This is a genomic window from Fontimonas sp. FW305-C-3 (genome assembly GCF_058783185.1).
In genome coordinates, this window is record NZ_JBYSYK010000001.1 from 1,238,681 (window position 1) to 1,250,859 (window position 12,179).

Annotated in this window: 9 protein-coding genes; all 9 read left to right on the top strand. The window is 66.4% G+C overall.

Annotation, left to right across the window (positions count from 1 at the left end; genetic code table 11):
* Nucleotides 1–4 precede the first annotated feature (4 nt).
* The 9 genes from AC3WUF_RS05720 to AC3WUF_RS05760 all read left to right on the top strand — a co-directional run bounded on the left by AC3WUF_RS05720 (nucleotide 5) and on the right by AC3WUF_RS05760 (nucleotide 12,141).
* Nucleotides 5–451 (top strand): MaoC family dehydratase N-terminal domain-containing protein, encoded by a 447-nt coding sequence (locus tag AC3WUF_RS05720; RefSeq protein ID WP_492423302.1) that lies wholly within the window; start codon nucleotides 5–7, stop codon nucleotides 449–451.
* Between the two features lie 9 nt (nucleotides 452–460).
* On the top strand, nucleotides 461–880 hold the full coding sequence (locus tag AC3WUF_RS05725; protein WP_492423304.1) for a MaoC/PaaZ C-terminal domain-containing protein: 420 nt from the start codon (nucleotides 461–463) through the stop codon (nucleotides 878–880).
* 27 nt (nucleotides 881–907) lie between these two features.
* The gene (locus AC3WUF_RS05730) at nucleotides 908–1,732 is read left to right on the top strand and encodes an SDR family NAD(P)-dependent oxidoreductase (protein ID WP_492423306.1); all 825 of its coding nucleotides are present in this window, start codon (nucleotides 908–910) and stop codon (nucleotides 1,730–1,732) included.
* A gap of 65 nt (nucleotides 1,733–1,797) precedes the next feature.
* On the top strand, nucleotides 1,798–3,468 hold the full coding sequence (locus AC3WUF_RS05735) for a tannase/feruloyl esterase family alpha/beta hydrolase (RefSeq protein ID WP_492423308.1): 1,671 nt from the start codon (nucleotides 1,798–1,800) through the stop codon (nucleotides 3,466–3,468).
* Nucleotides 3,465–5,936, top strand: coding sequence for a TonB-dependent receptor (locus tag AC3WUF_RS05740; RefSeq protein ID WP_492423310.1), 2,472 nt, complete (start codon nucleotides 3,465–3,467; stop codon nucleotides 5,934–5,936). The genes AC3WUF_RS05735 and AC3WUF_RS05740 overlap by 4 nt, the downstream gene beginning before the upstream one ends.
* A 26-nt stretch (nucleotides 5,937–5,962) precedes the next feature.
* Entirely contained in the window at nucleotides 5,963–6,982 is a 1,020-nt protein-coding gene (locus AC3WUF_RS05745; protein ID WP_492423312.1) for a helix-turn-helix domain-containing protein, read from the top strand.
* A gap of 229 nt (nucleotides 6,983–7,211) precedes the next feature.
* Nucleotides 7,212–8,387 (top strand): serine hydrolase domain-containing protein, encoded by a 1,176-nt coding sequence (locus AC3WUF_RS05750; RefSeq protein WP_492423314.1) that lies wholly within the window; start codon nucleotides 7,212–7,214, stop codon nucleotides 8,385–8,387.
* A 144-nt stretch (nucleotides 8,388–8,531) separates the two neighbouring features.
* Nucleotides 8,532–9,218 carry an Hpt domain-containing protein gene (locus AC3WUF_RS05755; protein ID WP_492423316.1) on the top strand — a complete coding sequence of 229 codons (687 nt, stop codon included), beginning with the start codon at nucleotides 8,532–8,534 and terminating at the stop codon, nucleotides 9,216–9,218.
* Nucleotides 9,208–12,141: a response regulator gene (locus AC3WUF_RS05760; RefSeq protein ID WP_492423318.1), complete on the top strand. Its 2,934-nt coding sequence runs from the start codon at nucleotides 9,208–9,210 to the stop codon at nucleotides 12,139–12,141. The genes AC3WUF_RS05755 and AC3WUF_RS05760 overlap by 11 nt, the downstream gene beginning before the upstream one ends.
* Nucleotides 12,142–12,179 lie beyond the last annotated feature (38 nt).

Here is a 12,179-nt window from a genome sequence, read left to right on the forward strand (position 1 = left end):
TCCCATGATCGACAAGAAATGGATCGGCCACAAATTCCCCTCGGTGCAGTGGGAGGTCGAGAAGGGCCGCCTGCGCTTCTTCGCCAAGGCGATGGGTGAGACCCGCCCGGAGTACATCGATGAAGCGGCAGCCAAGGCCGCCGGCTATCCATCGCTGCTCGCGCCGCCGACGATCTTCTTCAGCGGCCCGCTCGACAACGGCTCCATCGAAGGGATGCTCGAGCTGATGAGCATCAACATCAACAACATCCTGCACGGCGAGCAGGGCTATACCTATCACGCGCCGGTGTTTGCCGGCGACGTGCTGACCTTCGAAGAGCAGGTCACCGACATCGTTTCGAAGAAGGGCGGCGCGCTGGAACTGGTGACGCGCGAGGCGCGCGTGACCAATCAGCGCGGTGAACTGGTCGCGGTGGCGCGCAACGTCGTCGCCGTCGTCAACAAGTCCTAGGAACATCTCATGACCATGCCAGAGAAAATCCCCGTCCAGCTGGGCGACGTGCTGCCCGAGATGCGCCTGCCGCCGGTCAGCCGCGCGATGCTCGCGCTGTATGCCGGCGCTTCCGGCGATCACGTGCCGCTGCATATCGATACCGACTTCGCGCGCGCCGCCGGCATGCCCGATGTGTTTGCCCAAGGCATGCTCGGCATGGCCTGGCTGTCGCGCTTGCTGACCCACTGGGCGCCGCAGAGCGCACTGCGCAGCTACAACGTGCGCTTCATGGCGATCACGCACCTCGGCAATGCGCCGATCCTGAGCGGCAAGGTCATCGAGCTGTTCGAGCACGACGGCGAGCGTCGCGCGCGGCTCGAAGTGCAGATGGCCAACCAGTACGGCCAGGTCAAGATTCTCGGCGAAGCGGTTGTCGCGCTCGCCTGATCACGTTCATTCAAACAGGGAACTCAGATGGCAAAGCTGCAGGGAAAAATCGCATTGATCACGGGCTCGGGTCGCGGCATCGGCCGTGAGGTTGCGCTCAAGCTCGCATCGGAAGGCGCAGCGATCGTCGTCAACGATCTCGACATCGCGCCGGCCGAAGAAACCGTCGCGGCGATCCAGGCCGCCGGCGGCAAGGCCGTCGCCTGCGTCGGCAGCGTGACGGCAGTGGATTTCGCTGAGCGCTTCGTCAAGACCGCGCTCGATCATTTCGGCGGCATCGACATCATCGTCAACAACGCCGGCTACACCTGGGACAGCACCGTCCAGAAGATGACCGACGAGCAGTGGTACGCCATGATCGACGTACATCTGACGGCACCGTTCCGCATCCTGCGCGCCGCTGCCGGCTTCATCCGCGAAGCCGCGAAGAAGGAAGCCGAGGCGGGCATCGAGAACTTCCGCAAGGTCGTCAACATCTCGTCGATCGCCGGCACCAGCGGCAATCCCGGCCAGATCAACTACTCGGCCGGCAAGGCCGGCATCCTCGGCATGACCAAGACCATGGCCAAGGAGTGGGGCCGCTTCAAGGTCAACGTCAACGCGGTCGCCTTCGGCCTGATCAAGACGCGCTTGACCGAAGCGCAGGCCGGCACTGGCGCGGCGGTGGATATCGAAGGCCGCAAGATCAAGGTCGGCGTCAGCGCCGATCTGATGAAGGCGCTCGAAACGCAGATTCCGCTGGGCCGCGGCGGCACGCCGGCGGAAGCGGCCGGCGCGGTCGCGCTGTTCTGCTATCCGGAATCGAACTACGTCAGCGGTGAAACCCTGGTCTGCGGCGGCGGCTTCCGTTGATCTCGTTGTGAACGGCATCGCCTGTCGCAAAGCACGGCAGGCGACCGTCAATCTGGAGAAGAACGATGCGCGGAAATCCGTCGAGGATGATCCTTGTGCTGGCCAGCCTGTGGTGCGTGAGCGCCCAGGCTGCGCCCGAGTGTTCGGTGGCGGCGCTGGCCAAGGCTTCTCCGGAAGGCGTGCGAGTACTGGCCGCGAAGCTGGACAGCTTCGAGGGTGCCGGCTTCTGCAACGTCGAAGGCACGATGCAGACCTTGGGCAACAGCCTGCGCTTCGTGCTCGGCCTGCCGGAAAAATGGAACGGCAAGTTCCTTTTCGAGGCGACCGGCGGCGGCGTCGGTGTGCTCACCGACGTGCGCACCGCGGTGAAGCGCGGCTACGCCACCGCAACGACTGACGCAGGACACACGGCGGCTTTCGCCAGTGACTTCTCGTACTGGTTCAATCCCGAGCAGCTGACCGACTGGATTCACCGCGGCGTGCACACCGCCACGGTCGGCTCCAAGGCGCTCGTCTCCGCCTACTACGATCGTGCCGCGGAGAAATCCTACTTGCGCGGTTGCTCCAACGGTGGACGCGCCGGCCTGATGGAGGCACAGCGCTATCCCGAGGACTACGACGGCATCCTCTCCGGCGCACCGGCGGCCGACGCCGGCACGATCACGCTCAACTGGATCTGGAACTCGCAGACGCTGATCGACACGCCGCTGTCGGAAGACGAGTGGAAGCTGATCGGCCGCACGGTGCGCGAGGCCTGCGATGCCAAGGACGGCCTCAAGGATGGACTGATCCAGGACGATCGCCGCTGCGAATTGCCGCGCGATCAGCTTCTCTGCAAGTCCGACGGCCAGAGCGATTGCCTGGACACCGCCAGGTTCAAGATCTACGAGCGCATCTGGAACAAGCCGGTGCTCAGCGATGGCAGCGTGCTGCCGCCGGAGGGCCGTGGTTACGAGGACACGATGGCGTCGCGCGCCTTCTACGCCGGTGCATCGCAGACGACCCTGGTGCGGGAGATGATCGCCGGACGCCATGGCTCGGGCCGGGAGCTGGAGATGCGCGCGCCGGAGCCGGGGCCACCGGTCGGCATGCTGCTGAAGTGGTTGCTGCTCGGGGCGCCGTCGGCGGTCGAGCAGATGTCGGCCGCCTATGCGCAGGGCATCCTGCTGCCGCCCGACCGTCGCGTCGACGTGCGCAGCTTCGATGTCGTCAAGGACGGCCCGGAACTGGCGCGGCAGGTTCGCGCGCTGATCGACGTCACCCACCAGCCCGATCTGAACGCCTTTCTTCAGCGCGGCTCGAAGCTGCTGCTGTGGCACGGACTCGCCGATACCACGCTGGCCCCCGGCGGCACCTACCGCTATTTCGATCTCGCCCGCGACAAGGCGCTGCAGGCCGGCCAGGCCGCGGAGGCCTTCGATCAGGCAGTGCGCCTCTACACCTCGCCGACGATCGGCCACTGCACCGGCGGTGGCGGCCCCAACGAAGCGGACCTGCTGGGCGTGCTCGACGAGTGGGTTACGCAGAACAAGACGCCAGGTGCGATCACGGTCGTGCGTCGCGACGAAGAGCGCCGCGTCGTGCGCTCGCGACTGATCTGTCCGATGCCTGAAGAGCCGCGTTACAACGGCCAGGGTCCGGTCGACGATGCGGGTTCGTTCGTCTGCGCGGTGCCGGCCGACCGCATCGGCATCACCGGACTGGCATCGCCGTCAGCGACGGGGTCCGCACAATGAGGACGACACTGACCACCACGCTGTTGCTGCTGGCGCTGAACGGTACGGTCGCCGCGCAGGACTCGCCGGGACCGGACGCCGCCGGCGACAAGGCGGGCGATGCGGAGGTGCTCGAGTTCGATCTCGACGCGCTGCTCGCCGATGAGGACGGCCCTGTCTCTGAGCAAGCCGACGCAAGCGCCGAAGCCGCGCAACCGGCGGACGCCCCACTACCGAGTCCGACACCGTCTGCGGCGCCTGTCGAAGTCCCAGCTGCCGATGAAGTGCTGCCGACGATTGCCGTCGCACAGCAGCCGGAGCCGGTACCCGAACTCAAGGAGCGCAGGCCGCCGGCGCAGATCGAGGAGATCGTCGTCACGGCGACCAAGCGCGAGCAGTCGCTGCGCGAGATTCCGGCGAGCATCTCGGCGCTGACCGGCGACGCGCTGGAGCGCAGCGGCGCGCAGGGCGTGCAGGACATGACGCGCATGGTGCCCGGCATGACCTTCAGCGCCGATGCGACCAATGCATCGAAGGTGACGATCCGCGGCATCTCGACGACCACGCTCGGCAATCCGACGACCGGCGTGCTGTTCAACGACGTGTCGTTCACCGATGCCTACCTTCCGCGCGTGACACTGGACCCCAATCCCTTCGACATGCAGACCGTCGAAGTGCTGAAGGGGCCGCAGGGCACGCTGTTCGGTTCATCGGCGCTCAATGGCGCGGTGCGCTATGTGCCGCAGGCGCCGAAGTTCGGCGAATGGGAAACCCGCTGGTTCGCGCAGTACAGCGCGGTTGAGCAGGGCGGTGAAGGTTCGATGTACGGCGCGGCGCTGAACGTGCCGTTCGGCGAGGAGCTGGCGTTCCGCGGTATGGCCTTCAGCAGCGAAGCGCCGGGCTGGATCGACAACACCCGCACCGGCAAGCGCGACGTCAACAGCATCGACCAGCGTGGCGCGCGCGGTCAGCTCGGCTGGCGCCCCGACGAGGCCTGGGATATCCGCCTGACCTACGTCTGGCAGCAGACCGAGGTCAACGACGTGCCGTATGCCGACAATCCCGATGGCGAGCTGTCGCGCGACCTCAATCGATTCGGCGGTTTCAGCGACAGTGAATACCAGCTCGCCGATCTGGTCGTGCGCTACGCCTTCGACAGTGTCGAACTGGTATCGGACACCGCCTGGGTCAACAAGAACGCGCACAAGCTCAACGATGCGTCGAACGATCTGCTCGGCGACATCGGGCCGATCCTGCTGCTCGACGACATCAGCGACTCCGACACGCTGAGCCAGGAGTTACGCCTGGTGTCGAAGGACAGCGGCTCGCCGTGGCGCTGGGTCATCGGCGCCGTCGGCTCGACGCAAGATCTGTTCTTCGTGCCGGAGTACTCGACGGACCCGCTGCCAGGCGTCGACCTGTCCGCCCTTGCCGACCTGTTCGGCCCGCTCGGCCGCCTGATCTTCGCGCAGCAGGACTCGGTGAACGTGCTGCGTGTCGTCACCGATGTCCAGGTCGAGGATGTCGCGCTGTTCGGCGACCTCACGCGCGAACTCGGCGACTCGGTCGAGCTGAGCATCGGCGGACGCTATTACCGGTCGCGTCTCGAAGGCAGTGCCGTGCAGAACGGCGCGCTGGTGCTGCTGAAGGGCAGTCCGGAGGTGGTGATCGCCGGCATCGTCAGGGACAGCGGCTTCAATCCCAAGGCATCGCTGCTGTGGCGCTACAGCGATGACGTTACCTACTACGCTGCCACCTCGCGCGGCTTCCGCAGCGGCGGCCTGCAGCCCGGCTTCACCAGCGCCCTGTCGGCCAAGCAGGCGCCGGAGCGATTCACGTCGGATACCTTGTGGAACTACGAGATCGGCACGCGCACGCAGTGGCTCGACAACACACTGCATGCGGACGCAACGGTGTTCTACATCGACTGGACCGATCCGCAGATCCTGCTCGCCGATTCGGTGCTCGGCATTCCGTATCTCGACAACACCGGCAGCGTCACGAGTACCGGCGTCGAGGGTTCGCTGATGTGGTTGCCACCGGTCGTCGAAGGCCTGTCCTTGAATGTGTCGGCCGCCTGGATTCGCACCGAGACCGCGGAACCGTTTGTCGGACAGTCGGGAGACACGATTCCGGAAGGCACGCAGTGGCCCTACGCGGCGCGCTGGCAGACGGCGGCGACGCTGGCATATACGCACGGCTTCGGCAACTGGGTCGCCGGTGCCAGCCTGAGTCACAGCTCGCTGAGCGGCGCCTATGGTGATCTTGAACAGACGAAACCCTTGTTCGACTACCAGCAGTGGGATACGCAGCTGACCCTCGCGAATCCGGCGATCCGCTGGCTGCCGGAAATGAGCGTGACCGTGAACAACCTGAGCGATGAACGCGGCATCACCAACTACGACAGGGCCGGCGTTGTGACCAAGGTCGACAAGTACGTCTATAACCAGCCGCGCACCTTGTTGCTGCGCCTGAGCGGCAGTTTCTGATCGGCGGCAAGGACGCGGAACCGACAATGAGAACACAGCACGTCTTCGACCGGCGCAATCTCGACCGCGGCAGGAATGCCTGCTGCGGTCCCTGGAATCACGAGTCCTACAAGGGCGACTACCTGATCGAGCTTGCCTCGGTCATCGACGTGCAGATGCATCGCAAGGCGATCGGCGCCTGCTCGGTCATCCACGCGCGTTCGCGTACGCGCCAGTCCTTCCGCCGCTCTCGTGCGCACATCCGCGAGGACGCCACCGATGTCGTCGTACTGTGCTTCATCAAGCACGGGCGCCTGCGGCTGGAACACGAGGGTGGCGAAGTCGAGGCCAAGCCCGGCGACTTCCTGGTCGCGACGTCGATCGCGCCGTTCTTTGTCGAATGCGGCGTCGATCATGAAGAGACCTACGAAGCGCTGCACCTGATCGTTCCGACGCATGTCGTGCGCGAGCACCTCGGCCGCGACCTGGCCGCCGGCTTCTGCATTCCGGCCGCCGGGCGCAACTTCGGCATTGCCGCGCGCATCCTCGCCGAACTGGTCGAGGACCAGGGCGACATCGGCGAGATCGCCGCGCAGCGCCTGGTCGACGCGGCGCTGGCGACGATTGCCGATGCGATCAGGCGCGATGGTTCCTGCAGCCTGCAGCCGCCCAGTCGCGCCGATCTGCGGATGCGCGCGGTGCTGCGTCATATCGAACTGCATCTGTCCGATCCCGCATTGAGCGTCAGCTCGGTTGCCCGCGCATGCTGCGTGTCGCCGCGCTACATCTTCTCGCTGTTCCAGCGGCAGGGCATGACGTTCTCCACCGTGCTCTGGAGCAAGCGCCTGAATGCCGCCGCGCAGCGCCTGTCAACATCCAGCGCGGCGAGCACGACGATCAGCGAGATCGCCTATCGCGCCGGCTTCAAGAGCGCCGCGCATTTCACGCGGATGTTCAAGCGCGAATACAAGAAGTCTCCACGGGCGTTTCGCGCCAGTGCGGTGCGAACGGACGACGCGCACAGCGCGCCGGTGCGCGTGCAGCCGGCCAGCATGTCGCGCCACTGACCGGCCTCGGTCGCGTACCTGCGATATGCAGGTATGGCGCGACGGACAATGCAGGCTGCACGCAACGCTGCGGTCTCATCGCAATTGCCTGGATGAAACCAGGGCGCATAGCACGACGTTGCGCGCAGATCGGGCGCGAAGCCTGATCGGCCCCATTTTCCTGCATCGACGGCACGTCGCTTGCTGCCCGCCAACATCGAGCGCCGAGGCGCGGATATTGGAGAATGCAATGAAGGCGAATGCTTTCAATGCCGCGGGCGAGGGCCAGAGCGACGCCGGCGTTGGGCGTTGTCTGATGAAGATGCGATCGCTGCTGCTGGTGCTGAGTCTCGGGCTGGCCTCGGGGTGCGGTGGTGGTGGCGGAGGCGATGTCGATGAGGACGTCGGCGTCGATCCCGGTCAGGGTGGTTCCGGCAGTGCCTCGCTATCGCCGGTCTGCGACACGTTGGATGAATTCGTCGCCGCCAGCCCGGACACTGCGGCATTGCAGGTCAGCGGCTACAGCTTCGTGCTCTTCAATCGCGAGCGCACTGTGCTCACCTGCAGTGGCGGCGATCAGACGCAGTCGACCGCATTGCCGATCGCATCCGCGAGCAAGCTGGCTTCGGCCTCCGCGATCATGAGCCTCGTCGGCGAAGGCGCGCTCGACCTCGACGTGCCTGTGGCCACCTATCTTTCCGCGGGCGATGTGAGCCTGCCGGCGGACAAGGCGACGATCACGATGCGCATGCTGTTGTCGCACACCTCGGGCCTGCCGGGCCTGGCGGACGCCTCGAATCCGGCCTGCTCGTATACGGCAACCCAGTTGACGCTGCAGGCCTGCGCACAGCAGATCGCCGATACGCCGCTGGTCAGGACACCCGGCACCGCGTTCAACTATGGCGCGGCGGGCTATCAGCTCGCCGGCTACATCGCGACCGTCATCTCGGGCCAGAACTGGCAGGTTTTCTTCCGCACGCGCATCGCCGGCCCTCTGAACATGCCGACGTTCACCTACGGCGATCCGTCGACAGTGACCAATCCCGGCGTTTCCGGCGGCGCCTACAGCAATGCCGCGGACTACGCGAAGCTGCTCAAGGTGCTTCTGGCGGGCGGCGATGAGAGCGTGCTGCCGGCCTCGTCGGTCGAGAAGATGCAGACCGACCAGGTCAGCGGAGTGCCGCGCAGCTACACGCCGGTGACGCCGCGTCTGTATCCGGGATACACCCTCGGATTCTTCGTCTCCTCGCCATCGCTGCATCCCGGCAGCCTCGGCCCCGAGCTCAGCGATCCCGGGCTGTATGGCACGGTTCCCTGGATCGATCTCGATACGGGCTATGGCGCGGTGCTGCTGATCCGCAGCGATACGGCAACCGGTCTGGCGATGTGGAACGCGGTGCGCCCGCTGATCATCGAGGCCATGTAGGCGCGGCTGTTTCAGCGGCGCGGATTCTTGCAAAACTGACGGCCCGGCAAGGCGGCGCTTGCCGGGATGTTAAGCTCGCGACCGACGGTCCGGCAGTGGTTCGGGGGCATGGGGGCAACAACAGACAGGGATGTCGTAACAGGCGTGCAGCCGGATGCCGCGCGGGTGGCTATCGTGTGCTCCGATCCGGTTACACGAGTCCTCGCTTTGCGCTCGATCGAACGCTTGGGCCGGCCCTCGCCGCAACTGTGCGCGAGCCTGTCCGAGGCCTTGGCGAGTTCCTGCGGCACGCTGCTGATCGACGACGGCGATCTGCCGGATGGCAGCGATGCGCTGCTGGCCGCGGCACCGCGTCGGCCCTATCTGATCGTGATGTCGGCGCAGGATGACGGGACGACGGCCGGTGCCGATACATCCCTGCGCAAACCGCTGACCCAGCCTGCGCTCGCCGCCGCTCTTGAAGCGGCCGACGGGTCCGGAGCCGGGCGCGGATTCGATCCCGCAATATGGGATGAGCTGCTGCGCCTGTTCGGCTGCGATGGGATTGCCGAGATGGTCGCCGCCCTTGAAGGCGATCTGCCGCAACAACGCCAACGCCTTGCCGATGCACTGCCTGCGCAGGATCGTGTCGCGATCAAGCGTCTGGCGCACAGCCTGCGCGGCGTCGCGCTGCAGTTCGGCGCCAACCAGCTGGCGGACGACTTTGCCGCGCTCGAGCGCGCCGCAGTGGGCGACGAGCCAATGGCATCGCTGGGCCGCAACGCCGCGGCGATGCTCGATCGTCAGGCCCGCTTGATCCGGCAACTCAGGAGCGCGCTGGGTGACGCCTGACATCCGCACGCCGAAATACAGCCTGGCGCTGTGCGCGCTGGTGTTTTCCGGCAGCCTGCTGTTCGCCTGGCAGACGGCGAGCAGTATCGAGCAGCACCAGCAGGCGCGCTTCGACTACGAGGTGCGGCGCATCGAGGCCGCGATCGAACAGCGCGCGAACGCCTATATGCAGATTCTTCGCGGCGGCCGTGGCCTGTTCGATGCCTCGACCGAAGTCACCCGCGAAGACTGGCGCTTCTATACGGGCCAGCTGCAGCTGAAGGCCCGCTATCCCGGCATCCGCTCGATGACGTTCGCGCCGAAGGTGCCGCTGGACGAGTTGCCGGCGTTCATCGAGCGCGTGCGCAGCGAAGACGCGAGCGCGTTCACGAATCCGCTGGTGCTCAGGAACTTCGAGCTGCGTGCGCCGCCTTCGCCGATCAAGCCCAGCGTTCCGGCGGTGCATGCACCGGTGCTTTACACCGAGCCGATGAACGCCGAGAACGAACGCGCGGTCGGCATCGACATGATGCGCGACGTTGACCGCCGCCTGGCGATGGAAGGGGCGCTCGCGATCGACGACGCGGTGCTGACGCCGCGCCTGCGAATTCTGCGCCCGGGCGGAACGCAGGTCGGCTTCATCGCCTACATGCCGGTGCATCGGCAACAGAAAAATCTGGGTTGGCTGACCGCGACCTTCTATGCCGAGGGCTTCATGCAGGACCTGCTCGGCGATGACGACAGCCCGCTGGCCTTTGAAGTGTTCTGCGATACCACGACGAATCCCGATGCCATGCTGTATTCGACCGCGGGCGTGACGGAGGACGGCGCGCCGGTGCCGCTGCCGGAAATCGATTACCCGGTGCGACGGACCGTCATGACACTGGCGATGCCCGGCCGGCAGTGGACTGCACAGTTTCGTACCAAGCCTGGTTTCGCGACGCTGAGCGAGCGGGCGATGCCCTGGCTGGTGGCCTTCGGCGGTTTGATGGCGAGCCTGCTGCTGTACGTTTTTGCGCGTGGCGGCGCGCGCTGGCGCGCGCAGGCGGCGGCGCTCGAGAGCGCGCAGGCCGCGGTGGAATCCGCCAATCGCGCGAAGAGCGATTTCCTCGCCAACATGAGTCACGAGATCCGCACGCCGCTCAACGCCATCCTCGGCACCGCGGAACTGCTCGGCGATACCCGGCTCGATGCCGATCAGCGCCAGAGCCTGGACACGATCCAGCAGAGCGGCGATCACCTGCTCGGCGTCATCAACGACATTCTCGACTTCACCAAGGTCGAGGCCGGACTGCTGGAACTGGAAGACGAAATCTTCGATCTGCGTCGCGTGATCGAAGAGGCGCTGGAGCTGGTGGCCTACCGCGCCGCGCAGAAGCGCCTCGACCTCAGCTGCGATTTCGCGCCGGGTGCCCCGGAAATGGCGCGCGGCGACGCGGCCCGCGTCCGCCAGATTCTCGTCAACTATCTGTCGAACGCGATCAAGTTCACCGAGCGCGGCGATGTCGCGGTCGAAGTCAGCGCGCAGCCGATCGACGGCGGCAAGCACCGCTTCCGCATCGCGGTGCGCGACACCGGCATCGGCATTCCGCACGAACGCATCGATCGCCTGTTCAAGTCCTTCAGCCAGGTCGATGCCTCGACGACGCGCCGTTATGGCGGCAGCGGGCTCGGCCTGGCGATCTGCAAGCGGCTCGCCGAGCACATGGGCGGCGAGGTCGGCGTCGACAGTCATCCGGGGCGCGGTTCGACTTTCCGTTTCAGCTTCGTCGCCGCGACCGATCCGGCTTGGCAGCCGCCGCAGCGGCCGGACCTCGGCGTGCTGCAGGGCAAGCGCGTGCTGATCGTCGACGACAACGACACCAACCGCCGCATCCTGCGCGTCACCGCGGGCGACTGGGGCATGCAGGTCGTCGACACGCCGTCGCCGATCGAAGCGCTGGCGCTGATCGAGCGGGGCGATCATTTCGACCTGGCAGTGCTCGACTACCTGATGCCGGAGATGGACGGCCTTGCGCTGGCCGCCGGCATCCGCCGTCATCGCGACAACGCCAGGTTGCCGCTGCTGCTGCTGAGCAGCGCGCGCCAGCAGGGCGATGCGCTCGGCGATTTCAATCTCGTCCGCGTCAAGCCCTTGCGGCGCAGCGGTCTGCTCGACGCGTTTCTCGATCTGCTGGCGCCGACGCTGGAGCGTGTCAGCAAGCCCTCGCTGCCGGCCTTGGCGCGCCCCGGCGATATTGCGCCGCTGCGGATCCTGCTGATCGAGGACAACGCGGTGAACCGCCAGGTCGGCACCCGCATGCTCGAATCCCTGGGCTATCGCGCCGATGTGGTCGAGAACGGCGCCGAGGCCGTCGATGCCGTGCGGCGCAAGCCTTACGACTTGCTGTTGATGGATATCCACATGCCGGTGATGGACGGCCTGGAAGCGACGCGGCAGATCCGCGCGATGGCCGACATCCGCCAGCCGCGCATCTTCGCGATGACCGCCAGCGTGCTCGACGACGAACGACAGGCTTGCAGCGACGCCGGCATGGACCGGCACCTGCCCAAGCCGCTGCGGCGTCATGAGCTGGCTGCCGCGCTCGCAAGCGCCGTCGTCAAGGATGGCGAACCCGATCCGTTGCAGGGCATGGTCGATGAGCTTGGCGTCGAGGCGGTTGGCGAGATCGTCGCCGCGATGACGCAGGGCGCGGACGCGCTGCTCGCCGAGCTGCACGCCGCGATCGATGCGCAGGATCAGGCGAGGCTGCGGCGCGTTGCGGCGACCGTCCGCGCCAACTGCGAGCTGGTCGGCGCCCAGGCATTGGGCGCGCGCAGCGCCGCGGTGGTCGACGCTGCAGACGCGGATGTCGCGCGCACCGCCGCGCGGCTGCTCGACGAGCGATATCGTGCATTGTGCAGCGAGCTGGCGCAGTGGCGCGTCAGATCCGGCGCCGCTTGATACACACTACGCTGCGGCGGGCTTGAAGCCGGCCTGGC